We start from the raw sequence: 15,734 nt of genomic DNA on the forward strand, positions 1-15,734 counted from the left end.
TCATAACAACGTGTGGCACAGATATGGTTCACGTAAGCCCGGTAGCCAATGCCAAACAAAAAACGCGTCAGCAGCCATCAGCCGCGGGCCAGAAATACTCAACAATGCGCCAAGCAAACCACAATTGGCGGCGAAAAGTAAGCAAGTTTGGTTGAAATTACGAAAATACTCGCGATATTCGAAACAATCCGGCCCAAAAACGCTGAATTTCCTAGCAAGAATCGGTGGGCCTGATAACCTGTTTTCGTGTTTGTATTTTTGTGACCAGTTGGCTTTTACATGAATAAGATCCTGGATAAGCGTCTGCCGCATGCTTTCGTCGGAGGTATGCCAGTTGCGATCGTAGGCGCTGACGAATTGACGGAAGTGATGCTGGAAGACGTGCAGCGGCGGCGCAGCGGCAAGCTGAACCGTGCGACAACCGTCTTCTCTTCGAATGCGCAGGCGATGTCGCTTTATGCCAGCGACGAGAAATTCGCCCGCACCATGGATTCCGCCGATATCACCCATGCAGACGGTCAGATCGTCGTTTGGGCGTCGCGATTGTCTTATGGGAATCTGGGTATCCCCGAGCGGACCGCAACAACCGATTTCATTCACTGGGCCGCCAAGGCTGCAGCGGCCAACGGGCTGAGTTTCTATCTGTTGGGCGGTGTCGAAGAGATCAACCGCGACTGTGCCGAGAAACTGGCCGAAATGTACCCCGACCTCAAACTGGCCGGGCGGCACCACGGGTATTTCGACCCCTCGGAAGAGGACGAGGTGGTGGCCGATATCAACGCCAGCGGGGCCGATATTCTGTGGGTCGGGCTGGGCAAGCCGAAGGAACAGTTTTTCTCCGAACGGGTCGCGACGAAACTGGATCATTGTGCCTGGATCGTGACCTGTGGCGGGTGTTTTCATTATATTGTCGGTGATTACGCGCGCGCGCCCGACTGGATGCAGGCGCTGGGTCTGGAATGGCTGCACCGTGTTGCGACGGGGCCGCGGCATCTGATCGGAAGATATATGCGGACCCTGCCGCACGCGCTGAGCATTGTTTTGCGCAAGGACGTACCCAACCGCTTTGGCCGCAGATGAGGGTGGATCGTCAGGGATGATTTGAGTCGAGCCGCTAGTATTGGCAGGGCGGCGTGTTTTGAAAGGTGAATTGGTGTGAGTAAGGTCGAATTCATCGGAATCGGTGCGCAGAAAGCGGCGACAACGTGGCTGCACCATGTGCTTTCGGGTCATTCCGCCGTGACCACGGGCGACACCAAAGAGCTGAACTTTTTCACCGCCAATTACGACCGGGGTTATATCTGGTACGAAAGCTGTTTCGCCGAAGGCCCCGCCGGGACTATCAAGGGCGAATGCTCACCCACCTATTTCTTCAGTCAGGACGCCCCGCAACGGGCGCGGGACTATAACACGGACCTCAAGCTGATCTGCATCCTGCGCGACCCGGTCGAGCGCGCCTATTCCAACCATCTGCATGAAATCCGCAAGGGGCATATTGCGTCCTCGATCTCGTTCGAGGATGCGCTGGCACAGAACCCGGCCTATGAGCGGCAGAGCCAGTACAAGATGAATCTGGAACGCTGGCTGGACTGTTTTGACCGCACTGCGCTGCTGCTGCTGTTTTCCGAGGATATCTCGGATGATCCCAAGGGCACCTATGACCAGATTTGCCGGCATCTGGCGATCGCCCCCGATCACAACCCGGCGGCGCTGTCCGAGCGACACCATGAAACCGTCACCTATCGCAATCCGGCGGTGCAGCGCACGTTGCGCCGGGGTGGTGACATGATGCGGTCGCTGGGGATGCGCGGCGCGGTGCGGAAGGTCAAAGGCCTGCCGGGGCTGAAGCAGGCCCTGTCGATGAACAGGCAGCATCTGAAGACAAAGGTCGCGCCCCCCACTGGCGAGACCCGCAAGAAACTGACCGATCTGTTCACGCCGGATATGGAGTTCGTGGCCAAGGTGACCGGCCGCGTGGACCTGCCTTGGCAGGCCTGGCGCGAGCGCAGGGATGGCGTGTAAGCGATGCGACTGAGCCAGGCAGCCCAAACACTCGGAGAGATGCGCATCAACCAGATGGGCCAGATTGCCCGGCGTCTGATCGGGGCGCGGTTTCTGACCATCGACGATTTCCTGCCGCCGGTTTCCCCGGAACAGGGCGCGCGTCTGGCGGAGGTGGCGCGCGGCGCCAGCGGTGAGGTCAACGCGCCTATCCTTGTTTTTGGGGTAATGCCACGCTCGGGCACCAATTTCGTCCGGGATCTTGCGGCCATGCACCCGGACGTCGCAGCAGATCCGGGGCGTCTATATGAATTCCCCCTGTTGCACGCCGCCGATGATGCGGCCGCGTTCGGCCGCGCGTTCCTCAGGTATTTTCCGCGCAATGCCGAGGTTCTTGGGGAATACGACCTGCTGGCAATGCTGGCCGGGGCGTGGTTCCGCAGCTTGCAGGCGCAGGCCCCGGGCAAGCATATCCTGCTGAAATGCCCGCATGTGCATAACCTGACGCTGGCGCAGTACATCTTTCCGGATGCCAGGCTGATCCTGTGCCTGCGTGACGGGCGCGATGTGGTGGATTCCACGCTGAACACCTTTTCGCGGTATTCGCTGACCCGAAAGACCTTTCGCCAATTGGCGGATGAATGGCGCCTTGGGACCGAAGCCATCACCAGCTTTGCCGAGGGCGGCGTGAATGAAAACGACACTACGATGGTGGCCCGTTACGAGGATATCGTCGCCGACCCACAGCATTTCGTGACCGAGATGCTGGCCCATACCGAGCTGTCGCCGGAAACCTTCCCCTGGGACCGGGTCGACCATATGCCGGTGCGCGGGTCGTCGCGGTCATCCGCCGCGAACGAGGCGCGCTGGCAACCGCAGGTCAAGCCTTCGGACTTTAACCCGGTCAAGCGCTGGGCCGCGTGGTCAGATGCGCAAAAGGCCCGGTTTGACAAGCTGGCCGGAAGCGCGTTGGAGCTTGCCGGGTATGAGCGGTGATCGCGTCATGACCCCGGGACCGCATATCGCCGTCTGTGTCGCCACTTATCTGCGTCCAAAGGGGCTGCGGTCACTGATCGAAAGCCTCAACACTCAAACGCTGAGGCCGGATCAGGTGCGCGTGACATTGGTGATTGCCGACAACGCGCCCGATGCCCCGGCTGCGGCAAGTCCGGGCGATCTTCAAAACCTGTCCCGCTGGCCGGTGATCTATGTGACCGAGGGTGAACGCGGCATCGTGGCGGCCCGCAACCGGACCCTGTCCGAGGTGCCTCCGGACGCCGATTTCATCGCCTTTCTCGACGATGACGAAGTGGTTTCCGACCGCTGGCTGGCCGAGATGCTGAAGACCATGGCGCTGCCCGATACAGTCGCTGCCCAGGGCCCGGTCGAGCCGCGCTACCGGCAAACACCGCCCGCTTGGGTCGAGGCGCTGAACCTGTTTCGTATGGGGCCTTATGAGCAGGGGGTCGAACTGGTATCGGCGGCCACCAACAATTCCGTGGTGCGGGCGTCGGCCATTCGTGATCGCTGGCTCAGGTTCGATCCGCGGTTCAACATCTCGGGCGGCGAGGATGAAGAGTTCTTTACCCGTCTGCGCATGGGCGGCGGTACGATCCGTGCGGCGGCCGAGGCGCTGGTTTGGGATGACGTGCCGGAAAACCGTGCCTCGATCCGCTGGCTGCGGCGGCGCTGGTTCCGCAAGGGCAATACGCTCAGCCGCATCGCTCTGATCCGGCGCAAGGGCATCGCGATGCGGGCGGTCAAAAGCGTCGGCGCAATGGGCTGGGGCGCGGTAATGTGCCTGTGCCTGGGGTTCGGCTCGCGCGCCAGATGGGTTCGCGGCCTGCTCGAGGTCTATCGGGGGGCGGGTATGATGGCCGGGTTGCTGCGATTCGAGTTCGCCGAATACAGCAGCGCGGCGGTCAAGGTCGATCGGGTCGGGGGTGGCTGAGATGGATCAGCCTGTGTTTTCGATCATCATCCCGGCCCGCAATGCGGACCGGTTCGTGGCGGAAACGCTGGACAGCGTATGTGACCAGAGCTTTGCCGCGTTTGCGGTCACGTGCATTGACGATGGATCGACCGATGATACGCGCGACATCTTTGACAGTTACGCGCAGCGTGACGTCCGGATTCACGCAGTGCAGGGCCCGGCCAAAGGCGTCAGCGCAGCCCGGAATCTGGGCCTGACACAGGCCGACACGCCGTTTGTGCTGTTTCTGGATGCCGATGACCTGCTGCACCCCGAGGCGTTGCAAAGCTATTACGACACGCTGACCGGCAGCTTTGCGGTGGGGGCGTTGGCAGGCGTGCAGCGCATGGATATCGACGGCAATCCGATGCGCAGCACCGACAATCGGGTGCTGGTGCCCGCGCAGGATCAACTGGATGCGCTGCTGTGCAAGAACTTTGTGGTCAATGGCGGGGCGCTGGCGCTCAGGACCGATATCGCCCGGCAGGCCGGGGGCTATGACGAACGCCTGATCAAGGGCGAAGATTGGGAGTTCTGGTGCCGGGTGGCGCTGCTGGGACCGTTTGCCGTGGTCGAGGGGCCGCCGCTGCTGCAGTACCGTCAGGTGGCCAGCGGCGCCAATCATCAGGCGCGCGGCTCGGTGTTTGCCCGCCGGGTACCCAGCCTGCAGAAAGTTGCGGCCAATCCGGCCATGCGAGAGAAATACGGGCCACGGCTGCGCCGCCTGCTGCGCGCCCGGCAGATCGACATCTTCTGGTCCGGGGTCCGCAATCAATACCAATACGGCCGCAAATCCACTGCATTGCTCGAAGGGTTGTGCGGCGCGGTTCTGTATCCCGACAGCCTGCTTCGCCCCAAGCTGATCCGGCGGTTCCTGCAAAGTTTGGACCGATCCGCGAAACAAGGTACCGTCGGACCAGGAAAACCCGAGGGGAGGCACTGACAAATGGCACTTTCCCGACGTTCCGTGCTGCTTCAGGGCACCGCGCTGATAGCGTCCGGTCCGTTACTGGGGCCGATTGCCCTTGCCGGAACCGGCCCTGACGCTGCGATTGGTTTTGCCGGGGAAAACGCCGTTCAGCTTACGGTCATTGATACGCTGTTCGATGTCTCTCCGACTGTTCCGGTGTCGCACACGGACGAGCGCAGGTGGTCGCCCGATCCGTTTGACAGTTTTGGCGCGATGGGGCGGTTGAACGGGGTCGAGGGGTATTTCTCGGGCGACACCAACCCGTCGCAGCCGCAGCGCTTTACGGCCTGGCCTAAGATCATCCCGGACAGCCAATTGACTGGCTTCAACGCCAGCAATGGGTTTTTCCAGCGCGGCGCGACGGTGGATCAACCCGGTGAATGGCGAGTCACCATTGACGGAGACCCCGCTGGCGTCGTGTCGGTTTACCGCAAGTCCGTTCCGATCCGGACCTTGGCCGTGGCCAAACGTGAATGGCACAGCACCAAGCGGCACAATCTGACACTGGTGCTGGATCGCGCGATCCCGGACGGGGCACAGGTGCTGCTCGAAGGACCCTCCATACCAGCGGCCAAACAAAGTAGGTCGCCCAAGCTGTTCAACGAGGCGCTGCATGTGTGTCACGCCGGGTATCCGCTGAGCGGTCCGAAAAAGGCCTATGTCGGAGCCTGGTGGGGACATGACACCGAGGGGCGGCCCGGCAGCACTGACGCGGTGTTGTCGCCCGAAACTGCCTGGACGGTCATCGCGACCGCCGATGGTGTCAAAGTGACAAGCGGTCGTCTGACTCTGGCCAAACCGGCCTCGGAACCGCATCGCAAGGGGCAGAACTTCAACGGCTGCGACATATACGAGGCCGATTTCTCGGATATCGATGCCGAGGGTGAATACACCCTGCTGGTGGACGGGTTCGGTCAGTCGTTCCCATTCCGCATTTCGCACACCCCCTATGCCGAAGCCCTGCGGCTGGCGGCGCGTTGGTATTTCCAGCAAAGGTCCGGCTGCGCAATTGCCGAACCTTTCAGCGAAGGCCGCACCCGTCCACGCAATGGCCACCCCGAGGATGGCCTGACCGTCTGGCAGACCGATGCGCGGCTGGGTGACACCGGAGAAGGCTACGGCAAAACCAGTGCGACCAAGCTGCTGTCGGACCAGCCGGTCGGGGTGACCGGTCTGGATGATGTGCCTGTCTCGGCCCGGGCGCAGGCCAATCCGGACGCCTGGGGCGGGTGGCACGATGCCGGGGACTGGGATCGGCGCATTCAGCACATGGATGTCGTCTATCACATGGCCAATATCGTCGAACTGCTCGACCATACCCGCAGTCTGGATATGAACCTGCCCGAAAGCGGCAAACCCTTTGCCCATCCCGATGTGCTGGCCCGCAAGGACGCGGCGGACCGGGGCGACGGGATGACGGTTCTGCCGGACCTGATACACGAGGCGCTGTGGGGCATTTCCCTGTGGCGCAGGACGCAGGGTGCCGATGGCGCGGTGATCGGTGGGGTGGAGTATTCGAATCCGGGGATATTTGGCTCGGTGTCCTGGAACCCGGTGCAGATCGCCTATGCTTATGGCCCCGAGGATTGGGCCGCCTACAATTTCGCCCTGAGCGCCGCGAAACTTGGGCATGTCATCAAACATGTCTGCGGGGATCCCGTTCTGGGTGATGCGCTGATGAACGAGGCGGTTCAGGCCTGGCGCTGGGCGGAACAGGACTTTCTGTCCGAAAAACCCGGCGCGCGCGACCCCAAGGCGCAAGAGGTCACGGCGCAGGCACGGGTGGCTGCAGCTGCGGTGCTGTACCGCGCCAGCGGGGATACAGAGGCCCGCGATGTGTTCGAAGGCCACAACCCCTTTGTTCCGCGATCCGACACCCCGGCGAAGGGGGTTCAAAAGGGGCGCGACCCGCACGCCTACGGCGAATACGTACTGGCCGCGCGGGATGGCAGGCTGACAGACCCCGAGATTGTGGCGGCCATCGAAGGCTGGATCGGGTACCGCGCCAAGCGCTCTGATCGGATGGGGGCTGATTATGGCCTGCATAATACCGATACCTACCCGTGGGGGCGCGGCTGGCTGCGGTTTGGGCCCGGGTCGAACTGGCGCGCCGGGGAATTCGCGCTGTATCAGGCCGTGAACGGCGAGCTTCCCTCAAGGATGGCGGATGCCGTGGCCGAAGGGATGTGGTTCGGACTGGGCTGCAACCCGTCCAATACCAGCTTTGTTCAGGGGCTGGGGCACCGGGATTTCTCGGACCCGCTGATGCTGGACCCGAACCAGGACCCTCCGATTCCGGGGCAGATCAGCTTTGGCGTGGCGGGCGGCAAGCTGCATCAGTGGGAACAGCGCAAGACCGCCGACGCGATATTCCCGGCCGAACAGGATCACTGGCCCATCTATGCGCAGATTTTCGAAAGCCGAGGCATCGCGATCTGCGCCGAACACGGGATCAAATCCAATGCTTTGGAATGGCTGGTGGCCTGCGCGATGGTCAATCAGAACAACCCCGAGCCCTCGCAATAGCGCGCATCTGCACCGGTCTTCACGAAAGGGCAGGGTTGAACGGGCCGTAAATCGCCCTTTATCACAAAGGTGTCGGCAGCCCTTTCGCGCTCCAGCGGTCTTGGATATGACGGGTGGAACGCCGTCAAAGCCCTGTCTGCGTTGAACAATCGGGAGCGCATCCATGAAGTTTCGCCGTCCGGCCCTTGCCGCCCTCCTCTGCGCGCTGCCATTTGCGGCTGTGGCCGAAACGACGCAAGACGCGCCGGGCCTGATGGTCGAGCTGAATGCGGTGGAAGAGGTCGAAGGCGCCTGCCGCCTGACCTTTCTGGTCGAAAATCAATCCACAACGTCGATCGACAGCGCCAGCTATCAGGTGGTGATTTTCGATGCCGCGGGTGTGTTCGAACGGATCACCCTGTTCGGATTTCGGGACCTGCCTGCAGAACGTCCTCGGGTCCGTCAGTTTGATATCCGGGGCATCACCTGCGAAAACCTCGGGCGTGTTCTGATCAATGGCGTCAGCAGCTGCACCGTCGGCGGCGCCGACAGCGACATCTGCGACCGGACACCAACCTTGAACAGCCGAACAGAAGTGGAGCTTTTGGGATGAGTATTCTTGAAGCCCTGCGTGAAATCCTGGCCCTTGGCGGGCCGGTGGTTGCCATCCTGATCGCCATGTCCGTGGTGACGCTGGCGGTGACGCTTTACAAGCTCTGGCAATTCGCGGCCTCGGGCGTCGGGCGGCACCGGGTGCTGTCGCAGGCGCTGGAGGCCTGGGATGCCGGTGACAAGCAGACCGCCCGCGCGCGTCTGGCCAAAAGCCACAGTTACCTTGCGCCGCTGGTCGGGGTGGCAATGGACGCGCCGGATGCGCCCGGTCTGGATCAGCGATTGGATGCCGAAGCGGGGTTGGCGCTGGCCGGTCTGGAACGCGGCTTTCGCCTGCTGGACACAGTGGCGCAGCTTGCCCCCTTGCTGGGCCTGTTCGGTACCGTTCTGGGCATGATCGAGGCCTTCCGCAGCCTGCAATCCGCGGGCTCTTCGGTTGATCCGTCGCTGTTGGCAGGCGGTATCTGGGTGGCGCTGGTGACCACGGCTGTGGGTCTGGCGGTGGCGATGCCGACCTCGATGGTGTTGTCGTGGTTCGAAAGCCGCACCGCGCGCGAACGGGTGTTTGCCGACAAGGCCCTGCGCACGGTTCTGGTGCCGGGGCAGGGTGTTCCGCTGGCGGAAGACGCGCAACCCATGGCGGCCACGCCCGGACATGCGTAACCCCGCACCCTTTGTCAGACGACCCATGGCGATGACACCGCTCATCGACGTGATCTTTCTGTTGCTGCTGTTCTTCATGCTGACCTCGACCTTTTCGAAATACGGCGAGATCGAGCTGAGCAACGCCACGACCGGAGGTGCATCAACGGACGCGCCACAGGACCGCGCCTTTGTCCAACTGGGCGAAGACCGGTTGGTATTGAACGGCGCGCCAGTCACGCTGGATGAATTGACGGCACAGGTGATGACAGGGCAGGTGCTGGTCGCCCTCGATCCCGACACCACGGCGCAGCGGCTGGTGGATCTGCTGGTTCTGCAGCGCGGGCGTGAGGGCTTGAGCGTGTTGGTGCTGGAATGATCCGCCCTAGCCGCCCCCGCCGCAAACGCGACTCGACCATTGCGCTGATCAACGTCGTGTTTCTGATGCTGATCTTCTTTCTGATTGCGGGCACGGTGGCCACGCCGCTGGACCCCGATCTTAATCTGGTCGACACCTCGGAACTGGACGGGCGCGAGCCCCCGGACGCACTGGTGCTGCACCGGGACGGCACGCTCAGCTTTCGCGGCGCGCCGATGGAACCGGAAACCTATATGGCCGGGCGTGATCCCGGACCGGTGCGGATCGTGCCGGATCGCGAAGCCTCGGGCGCGCGGCTGATCGAAGTCACTGGCGAACTGCGCCGGCTGGGGGCGGTTTCCGTATTTGTCGTGACCGAGAAGGCACTGGAATGATCCGGGGCTCGATCGTCATCGCGGCCATTGCGGCGCTGCTGTCGCTGCTGTTGCACCTGATGGGGCTGGGCCTGACCGCACCCAGGTTGATACAGCAGCCGGATGACGCAGGCCGGGGAGACTCGGTTGAGCTGAGCAACAGTTTCGAAGACCTTGTGGACACGATCGCCGAACCGGTGGAACCCGAACCGCCCGAGGCGCCGGAACCCCCGGTGGAAGAGCCCCCGGAACCTGCGCCTGAACCGGCCGAGATTCCGACCAGCGAGGTGCATGTGGCCTCGGACGATCCGCAGAAAACTTTTTCCCCCGACACCGGCACGTCCGAAATCCTGCAACCGGTCGCGCCCGATCCGGTCGAGGCCGAGGCTCCCGAAACGCAGGACACCACCGATGGCGACAAATCCGCCAGCGATGAGGTCGAGGAGACCCCGCCCGCCGAGGTGGCCGAGGTTGCCGAAACGCCAGAAGGCAGCCCCGAGGCCACGGAACCGGCAGAAGAGACCCCGGCGGCACCCGAGCCCACCAAGGACGAGCAGATTGCAGCCTTGCCCGAACCATCGGAAAGCCCGGTGCTATCGGTTGCTCCGGTCGTGCCTGATGAAAGTGACACGGTCGAGGCCGATATCCCCGCCGCCGCGACCGAGCCGGTGCCCGACGCCGAGGAAAACAGCGAGGAGCCGGAGCAGGCGCTGACCTCGTCGATCCGGCCACGCCTGCCGGACCGGAATACGCAGTCTGAACCGCAAGGGACGCTGCGCGGGGCACGGGATTTCAGCGACCTGAAATACCCGACCCAAGAGGTCGAGTCGCCCTTGACCACCTATCAGCGTCAGGGCAGGGATTTGTTCACCTCGGGCAATAGTGGCACACGTTCTGGCGGGCGGGGTCCCGGAAACTCGGACAGAACCAATTATGCCGGGAAAGTTCTGGTGCACCTGAACCGTACGCGAGCCGTCTACACGGCGGCGCGGGGCTTTGCGGTGGTGTTCTTCGTGATCAACCCGGACGGAACTCTGGCCTATGTCGAAGTCGTGGATACCAACGGTTCGCCGGATCTTGAGCGGGCGGCCAAGGCGCAGGTCCAAGCGGCCTCTCCCTTCCCGAAACCACCTGGGGGTGTCAGCCGGTCGCTGTCGTTTGTCTATTCCAGCAACTGACTCGTCGGCGGCTTACAGCTTTTCGAAATACAGGATGACCTCGCCCAGCCGCACGCCATAGCGCGAGACATAGGCCCGGTTCAGCAACCGATCGTCACTCAGCAACCACATCCAGTCATCGAAATTCACCCGCATGGTGCCGTCTTTCACCGGCAGGTCGATCCTGTATGTCCAGTTGAACGTATCCCCGCGCTCAACCCCGCTGGCGGTGCCCAACACACCCGGCGCGGTGCCGGTCCAGCTATCTTCGCCGGTTTTGGTCAGGGTCCAGATACGTTGTTCTGTGGCGCCGTCGTCATAGACGAAATCTTCGACCAGCGTCAGGGTTTCGCCATCCCACGTGCCGTCAATATCGACCTTAAACCGACGGGGTACATTGCCCAGCACATCCTGAAACTGACCATAGGCGACGGTTTTGCCTTCAAAGAACTCTTCAAGGTTCAGTTGCCGGTCGGACAGGAAGGTCTTGGGGATGCGCGGTTTTGCCGAACAGGCCGCCAGCGCGGCAAGCCCCAAAAAGGCGAAGGTCGCGATCAGAAACCGGCGGGTGATCATTGCAATGTCCTCGTCTCCGCCGGGGCGTCATAGCCGTTCGAGCCGCTGACATGGGCGGGCGTCGCCTCGGGCGCCGGACGCATTGTGGCGACCAGTTCAGCGACCTTGAGGCCGAATTTGCGCATCTCGGAGCGGTTCATGATCACACCGTTTTCGGTCAGGTACATCCAGTCGGTGACGTCCAACGTGTGCCCGCCCGCGTCCTTGGGCAGGGTGATGCGATAAGTCAGTTTCACCGTCGACCCCGAAATGATGCCTTTGCCCTCGCCTACGATATCCTCTGCCGTGGCGGTGAAGGTGTTGCCGGTGCCCAGCGTCAGGTACCACTTGCGGGTCATCTGCTTGCCATTGGAATAGGTGAAATACTCGGCCAGCGTGCTGGTATTGCCGTCCCATTCGCCGACCATGCGGGCGACAAAGCTGTTCGACATCTTGCCGTTGGGCCCATAGATCAGGCCTTCGGACAGGATTTCTCCGTTCAGGTTTTCCTTCATATTGAAGGCAGGCCCGGTGCCTGTGTAATCCGATGGTGCCTGCGACCGGAAACTCAGGAACCGGCGCTGGGCGATGATCAGAACAAGGATGGCGAGCAGAAGGATGGCGATGACAGTCATTTGGCTGAGACCTCGGTAGGCAGCGTCAGGACCAGCCCGAACGCGCCGAGTTTCAGGATGCAGGGCAGCACGGCATAGGCGAGGTTGAGTGTGCGCAACGCCTCGGCCGAGTTTGTCTGTCCCGGAGTGAACCCGCTGCGTTCCAGCAGCGGCAGAGTGAAAAAGGCGGCCAGCGCAAGGCCCAGCTTGCCTGCAAAGGACCAGATGCCAAAAGCGGCCGAGGCGTTTAGCCCCGCGCGCGTCAGCACCACCGAGAACATGGCAGGCAACACCACCATATCCGCCCCCAGCGCCGCGCCGGAGGTCAGGCAGATCACCGCAAATCCGGTCAGATTGCCAGCCGACAATGTAGCCGCCCCGATAAAGCCAGCAATCGACAGCGGCATGGCGATCATCAGGGTCTGTTTCGGGCCAATCCGGTTGCTGAGCTTGGCCCAGAGCGGCACGCTGGCCCCGGCGCTGAGGAAGAACAGGATCAGCAGTGGCCCGGCTTTACCGGGCAATTGCAGCCGGTCCTCGACAAAGAAAAGAAACAGGGTTGAAGTGATCGCCACAGGCAGGCTGTTGACCAGCGCCAGAAACAACAGGCGCAGCGCCCCGGCCTGACCCAGCCCGGCGAAAGACAACCCTTGCCCGGTGATCGGGGTCCGACGCCAGATCGGAATGGTCAGGATCAGGGTGAAGATCGACAGAAGCCCCAGAAACAACCCAAAGGCCGGATAGCCCTGTGCGCTGGCCCCAAAGGCCACGAACAGGGCAGGGGCGCTGGCGGCCAGGATAACCCCGGTTAGTTGCCCGCCCTCGCGCCACGCGGCAAGTGTCATCAGTTCCTTGGCGTCTGCCTGCTTCGCCAGCGTCGCGCTGCGACCATAAAGCAGGATGGTCCCCAGACTGTAGGCCGAGAACAGAAGAACCAATACAGAGACTAACACTGCGATACTGGCCCCTTGGGGCAGGCCGAACAACATGGGAAACCCGATGGCCAGCCCGATCGCGGCGGTGATGGCGAACATAAGTTGCGCCCGTGGCCAGCGGTCAATGGCCCAGCCAATCAGCGGGTCCTGCACCAGATCGACGATGCGGATCAGCAGCAGAACGGTGCCAATTACCCCCAACCCGATGCCCAGATTAACGGCGGCAAATCGCGGCAGGTGGATATACAGCGGGATACCCGCCGCAGCCAGCATCAGCGCATAGAGACTGACCCGCGGATACAGCATCACTGCCCGCGCAATCTCTGCGTGAAGGCGGCAGAGCGGGTGTTTTCACCCAGGAAAACCGACATGAAGCTGCGTTTGATACCGGGATAAGACATCGTGCAGGTCTTGCGCCCGTTCAGCCAGAAAGAAACCTTGTCCGGTCCCTCGGACACCGCCAGATACAGATCCCCCTTTTTGACCGCCTTGAAGCAGGTCTGAAGCTGATCACGTACGGGCACGGCGCGGCCAATGCGCTGCATTTCATCAAGTGTCGAATTCACCAATGCCTTTTGGCTCACGTTGCGACGATATTGCAGCTGCAGCCCGAAATCCTGGTTCCAACTGAACGCCGCACCACCCGGAGTGAACAACTGCGCGTCATACACAGGAAGTCCGAGATAGCGAAACGTCGCGGTGCCGCGCAGCTGTGCGCCGTCCAGCGTATTCAGGCCCGAAGACGCCACCAGCCCGTCCGGGGCCAGCAGGGCAAGCGACAGAAGTGCCGCCCGAACGGGGTTAGATGCCAGCCGAGGCCGGGAAGACCGGATCTTTTGCAAGAATGCCATTGTCAGCTCCGAGTGTCTGCGGGGTGCCACTCAGGCGATCGACGACATGCATCGCGCTGGCAATCCCGTCTTCGTGAAACCCATGCCGATTATACGCACCGGCAAACCATGTTCGGTTCTGTCCCTGCATCTGGCGGATTTGCCCCTGGGCTTTCAGGGCTGCCTTGTCGAACACCGGATGGGCAAATTCGACCTGATCATAGATTTTGTCCGCGGGAATTTCTGACGACGCGTTCAGCGTCACAAACAGCGGATCGCTGTCCGGGATGTTCTGCAGCCGGTTCATCCAATAGGTGACCCCGACATTCCCGGCTTGCGAGCGATAGGTCCAGCTGGACCAGCAGGCCCGTCTGCGCGGCATCTGGCCTGGATCGCAGTGCAGGATGGCGGTGTTGGGCTGATAGCGAATAGACCCTAACGCGGCCTTTTCAGCCTGTGTCGCGGCATCACCTAAAATGGCGAGCGATTGATCGGAATGGGTGGCGAGGATGATCTCGTCATACAGATCGGCCTGCCCCTGGCTGTAAACGGTCACGCCGGTTTCATCCCGCTGAATGCGATCGACGGGCGATGCCAGACGGATTTCGCTATTGCGCATGCGCAAGGCGGCGTCGATGCGGCGGACATATTCGATACTGCCACCTTTGACCGTGTACCATTGATGCTGTTTGGCGCGGCCGCTGGCCAGCAGGGCGTGGTTTTTGAAAAACTGCACCAGCGAACGCGCCGGGAACTGATCCACGAACTCAACCGGGGTCGACCAGATGGCGCCGCACATCGGCATCAGGTAGTTGTGGCGGAACCAATAGCCCAAACGCAGCTGGTCGACCAACTCACCGATTGTGGTGTCATCGTCCTGCGCGGCCTCGGGGGCCTCTTTGCTGAAACGCAGGATGTCGGCGATCATCTTGTAATAGGCCGGGCGCGCGAGGTTGCGTTTCTGCGCCGTCAGCGTGCGCAGGCTGCTTAGTCCGTATTCGATGCGGCCATTGTCGATGGTTGCGCCAAAGCTCATCTCGGATTCGATGACCGGCACGTTCAACTCGTCAAACAGCCGCGTCAGATAAGGGTAGGTGGCATAGTTGAACACGATGAATCCGGTATCGACGGGCTGATCCCCATTCTTGCCCGCCATCACCGTGCGGGCGTGGCCACCCAGCCGGGGTTCGGCCTCGAACACGGTCACATCGTGGTTTTCGGAAAGATAGTAAGCGGCCGACAGGCCAGAGATACCTGCCCCTACCACTGCGATTTTCTTGCGTGCGCCCCGGGTTTCGTCGAACATGCCATCCTCTTTGTGCGACATTTTACAATAGGATACGCAGGATGGGCGAAGGTGGATCAATCGGGTTAGAAGATTTTCTCGAACGCACTATGTCGTGACGTCTGGTGAAGTGATCCAGCCCTTTGCCCCGCCCGTAACAGATGAGACTCGACTGGAATGGGCGCATGAGCAGCTTTGACGAAAAAACCTATTGGATCATCGGTGCCAGCGAAGGGCTGGGCCGGGCGTTGGCCGAGGCGCTGAGCCGTCAGGGTGCGCATCTGATCCTGTCCGCCCGAAATGCCGGTCGCCTGGCCGAGATCTGCGCCGCGCTGCCCAATGCGCAGGCGGTGCCCTGTGACGTGACCGATCTGGAGTCGGTGCGCCGTGCCACTGTTGAGGCCGGAGAGGTGGACGGGCTGGTCTACAATGCCGGGGCTTATGAGCCGATGCGCTCGGGTGATTGGGAAACCGAGGCCGTCCTGACGATGACCGATGTGAATTACACCGGCGCGCTGCGGGTCTTGGGCGAGACGGTGCCCGGGTTTGTCCGTGCGGGCCGGGGGGATATCACGTTGATCGGCTCGCTGTCCGGCTATCGCGGTCTGCCGGCTGCGGTGGGTTATGCGGCCAGCAAGGCGGCGCTGATTTCTCTGGCCGAGACCATGCGGTTCGATCTGGCGGGCACCGGGGTGACGGTGCGGATCGTCAATCCGGGCTTCATCAAGACCCGCCTGACCGAGAAGAACAGTTTCAGGATGCCGATGCTGATGACGCCCGAAGATGCGGCGGATCAGGTAGTCAAGGCGATGTCACGCCGCCGCTTCCGTACCGATTTTCCGGCGCCGTTTTCCTGGGTGATCCGGCTGCTGGATTATCTGCCGGATTGGCTGATCTATCGCGGAAAATAGACCCTAATCAGGT

The 15,734-nt window shown here is 62.0% G+C and carries 18 protein-coding genes; 12 read left to right on the plus strand and 6 right to left on the minus strand.

The annotated features are described in order from the left end of the window. Entirely contained in the window at positions 1-312 is a 312-nt protein-coding gene (locus ACOQFT_RS10420) for a hypothetical protein (protein WP_421597857.1), read from the minus strand. A 15-nt stretch (positions 313-327) separates the two neighbouring features. Here ACOQFT_RS10420 and ACOQFT_RS10425 point away from each other — a divergent pair, with 15 nt between their 5' ends. The 11 genes from ACOQFT_RS10425 to ACOQFT_RS10475 all read left to right on the plus strand — a co-directional run bounded on the left by ACOQFT_RS10425 (position 328) and on the right by ACOQFT_RS10475 (position 10,612). After that, on the plus strand, positions 328-1,080 hold the full coding sequence (locus tag ACOQFT_RS10425) for a WecB/TagA/CpsF family glycosyltransferase (RefSeq protein WP_421597858.1): 753 nt from the start codon (positions 328-330) through the stop codon (positions 1,078-1,080). Positions 1,081-1,155: 75 nt separating this feature from the next. Beyond that, complete coding sequence (locus ACOQFT_RS10430) at positions 1,156-2,022, plus strand: sulfotransferase domain-containing protein (RefSeq protein WP_421597859.1); 867 nt, start codon at positions 1,156-1,158, stop codon at positions 2,020-2,022. A gap of 3 nt (positions 2,023-2,025) precedes the next feature. Beyond that, positions 2,026-2,997 (plus strand): sulfotransferase family protein, encoded by a 972-nt coding sequence (locus ACOQFT_RS10435; RefSeq protein WP_421597860.1) that lies wholly within the window; start codon positions 2,026-2,028, stop codon positions 2,995-2,997. Next, positions 2,987-3,952, plus strand: a complete 966-nt coding sequence (locus tag ACOQFT_RS10440; RefSeq protein ID WP_421597861.1) for a glycosyltransferase family 2 protein — start codon at positions 2,987-2,989, stop codon at positions 3,950-3,952. The genes ACOQFT_RS10435 and ACOQFT_RS10440 overlap by 11 nt, the downstream gene beginning before the upstream one ends. A 1-nt stretch (position 3,953) precedes the next feature. Further along, positions 3,954-4,916 carry a glycosyltransferase family 2 protein gene (locus ACOQFT_RS10445; protein ID WP_421597862.1) on the plus strand — a complete coding sequence of 321 codons (963 nt, stop codon included), beginning with the start codon at positions 3,954-3,956 and terminating at the stop codon, positions 4,914-4,916. A 3-nt stretch (positions 4,917-4,919) separates the two neighbouring features. Continuing rightward, the gene (locus ACOQFT_RS10450; RefSeq protein WP_421597863.1) at positions 4,920-7,469 is read left to right on the plus strand and encodes a glycoside hydrolase family 9 protein; all 2,550 of its coding nucleotides are present in this window, start codon (positions 4,920-4,922) and stop codon (positions 7,467-7,469) included. A 163-nt stretch (positions 7,470-7,632) separates the two neighbouring features. Further along, positions 7,633-8,061, plus strand: a complete 429-nt coding sequence (locus ACOQFT_RS10455; RefSeq protein ID WP_421597864.1) for a hypothetical protein — start codon at positions 7,633-7,635, stop codon at positions 8,059-8,061. Further along, positions 8,058-8,723, plus strand: coding sequence for a MotA/TolQ/ExbB proton channel family protein (locus ACOQFT_RS10460; RefSeq protein WP_421597865.1), 666 nt, complete (start codon positions 8,058-8,060; stop codon positions 8,721-8,723). The genes ACOQFT_RS10455 and ACOQFT_RS10460 overlap by 4 nt, the downstream gene beginning before the upstream one ends. Positions 8,724-8,748: 25 nt before the next feature. Continuing rightward, entirely contained in the window at positions 8,749-9,081 is a 333-nt protein-coding gene (locus ACOQFT_RS10465; protein WP_421597866.1) for an ExbD/TolR family protein, read from the plus strand. Beyond that, positions 9,078-9,455 (plus strand): ExbD/TolR family protein, encoded by a 378-nt coding sequence (locus tag ACOQFT_RS10470; protein ID WP_421597867.1) that lies wholly within the window; start codon positions 9,078-9,080, stop codon positions 9,453-9,455. Before ACOQFT_RS10465 ends, ACOQFT_RS10470 begins: the two co-directional genes overlap by 4 nt. Then, positions 9,452-10,612, plus strand: coding sequence for a TonB family protein (locus tag ACOQFT_RS10475; protein WP_421597868.1), 1,161 nt, complete (start codon positions 9,452-9,454; stop codon positions 10,610-10,612). The genes ACOQFT_RS10470 and ACOQFT_RS10475 overlap by 4 nt, the downstream gene beginning before the upstream one ends. Before the next feature lie 12 nt (positions 10,613-10,624). Here the strand turns inward: ACOQFT_RS10475 and ACOQFT_RS10480 are convergent, their stop codons facing one another. The 5 genes from ACOQFT_RS10480 to ACOQFT_RS10500 are packed head-to-tail and all read right to left on the minus strand — an operon-like array spanning position 10,625 to position 14,831. Next, positions 10,625-11,167, minus strand: coding sequence for a DUF3833 domain-containing protein (locus ACOQFT_RS10480; RefSeq protein ID WP_421597869.1), 543 nt, complete (start codon positions 11,165-11,167; stop codon positions 10,625-10,627). After that, entirely contained in the window at positions 11,164-11,781 is a 618-nt protein-coding gene (locus ACOQFT_RS10485; RefSeq protein ID WP_421597870.1) for a DUF3833 domain-containing protein, read from the minus strand. The genes ACOQFT_RS10480 and ACOQFT_RS10485 overlap by 4 nt, the downstream gene beginning before the upstream one ends. Continuing rightward, a complete protein-coding gene (locus tag ACOQFT_RS10490) occupies positions 11,778-13,001 on the minus strand; it encodes an MFS transporter (protein ID WP_421597871.1) in 1,224 nt (407 codons plus the stop codon). Before ACOQFT_RS10490 ends, ACOQFT_RS10485 begins: the two co-directional genes overlap by 4 nt. Next, positions 13,001-13,546, minus strand: a complete 546-nt coding sequence (locus ACOQFT_RS10495) for a hypothetical protein (RefSeq protein ID WP_421597872.1) — start codon at positions 13,544-13,546, stop codon at positions 13,001-13,003. The genes ACOQFT_RS10490 and ACOQFT_RS10495 overlap by 1 nt, the downstream gene beginning before the upstream one ends. After that, positions 13,497-14,831, minus strand: a complete 1,335-nt coding sequence (locus tag ACOQFT_RS10500; RefSeq protein ID WP_421597873.1) for an NAD(P)/FAD-dependent oxidoreductase — start codon at positions 14,829-14,831, stop codon at positions 13,497-13,499. The genes ACOQFT_RS10495 and ACOQFT_RS10500 overlap by 50 nt, the downstream gene beginning before the upstream one ends. 164 nt (positions 14,832-14,995) lie before the next feature. Between ACOQFT_RS10500 and ACOQFT_RS10505 the strand changes: the two genes are divergently transcribed. Continuing rightward, entirely contained in the window at positions 14,996-15,721 is a 726-nt protein-coding gene (locus tag ACOQFT_RS10505; RefSeq protein ID WP_421597874.1) for an SDR family NAD(P)-dependent oxidoreductase, read from the plus strand. Positions 15,722-15,734 lie beyond the last annotated feature (13 nt).

This window comes from Ruegeria sp. MALMAid1280 (assembly GCF_049195285.1).
Classification (GTDB): Bacteria; Pseudomonadota; Alphaproteobacteria; order Rhodobacterales; family Rhodobacteraceae; genus Ruegeria.

Bases quoted from the DNA above. Each gene is read 5' to 3' on its own strand.
- ACOQFT_RS10420 (WP_421597857.1), bottom strand. From the start codon at position 312: ATGCGGCAGACGCTTATCCAGGATCTTATTCATGTAAAAGCCAACTGG.
- ACOQFT_RS10425 (WP_421597858.1), top strand. From the start codon at position 328: ATGCCAGTTGCGATCGTAGGCGCTGACGAATTGACGGAAGTGATGCTG.
- ACOQFT_RS10435 (WP_421597860.1), top strand. From the start codon at position 2,026: ATGCGACTGAGCCAGGCAGCCCAAACACTCGGAGAGATGCGCATCAAC.
- ACOQFT_RS10440 (WP_421597861.1), top strand. From the start codon at position 2,987: ATGAGCGGTGATCGCGTCATGACCCCGGGACCGCATATCGCCGTCTGT.
- ACOQFT_RS10445 (WP_421597862.1), top strand. From the start codon at position 3,954: ATGGATCAGCCTGTGTTTTCGATCATCATCCCGGCCCGCAATGCGGAC.
- ACOQFT_RS10450 (WP_421597863.1), top strand. From the start codon at position 4,920: ATGGCACTTTCCCGACGTTCCGTGCTGCTTCAGGGCACCGCGCTGATA.
- ACOQFT_RS10455 (WP_421597864.1), top strand. From the start codon at position 7,633: ATGAAGTTTCGCCGTCCGGCCCTTGCCGCCCTCCTCTGCGCGCTGCCA.
- ACOQFT_RS10460 (WP_421597865.1), top strand. From the start codon at position 8,058: ATGAGTATTCTTGAAGCCCTGCGTGAAATCCTGGCCCTTGGCGGGCCG.
- ACOQFT_RS10465 (WP_421597866.1), top strand. From the start codon at position 8,749: ATGGCGATGACACCGCTCATCGACGTGATCTTTCTGTTGCTGCTGTTC.
- ACOQFT_RS10470 (WP_421597867.1), top strand. From the start codon at position 9,078: ATGATCCGCCCTAGCCGCCCCCGCCGCAAACGCGACTCGACCATTGCG.
- ACOQFT_RS10475 (WP_421597868.1), top strand. From the start codon at position 9,452: ATGATCCGGGGCTCGATCGTCATCGCGGCCATTGCGGCGCTGCTGTCG.
- ACOQFT_RS10480 (WP_421597869.1), bottom strand. From the start codon at position 11,167: ATGATCACCCGCCGGTTTCTGATCGCGACCTTCGCCTTTTTGGGGCTT.
- ACOQFT_RS10485 (WP_421597870.1), bottom strand. From the start codon at position 11,781: ATGACTGTCATCGCCATCCTTCTGCTCGCCATCCTTGTTCTGATCATC.
- ACOQFT_RS10490 (WP_421597871.1), bottom strand. From the start codon at position 13,001: ATGCTGTATCCGCGGGTCAGTCTCTATGCGCTGATGCTGGCTGCGGCG.
- ACOQFT_RS10495 (WP_421597872.1), bottom strand. From the start codon at position 13,546: ATGGCATTCTTGCAAAAGATCCGGTCTTCCCGGCCTCGGCTGGCATCT.
- ACOQFT_RS10500 (WP_421597873.1), bottom strand. From the start codon at position 14,831: ATGTTCGACGAAACCCGGGGCGCACGCAAGAAAATCGCAGTGGTAGGG.
- ACOQFT_RS10505 (WP_421597874.1), top strand. From the start codon at position 14,996: ATGAGCAGCTTTGACGAAAAAACCTATTGGATCATCGGTGCCAGCGAA.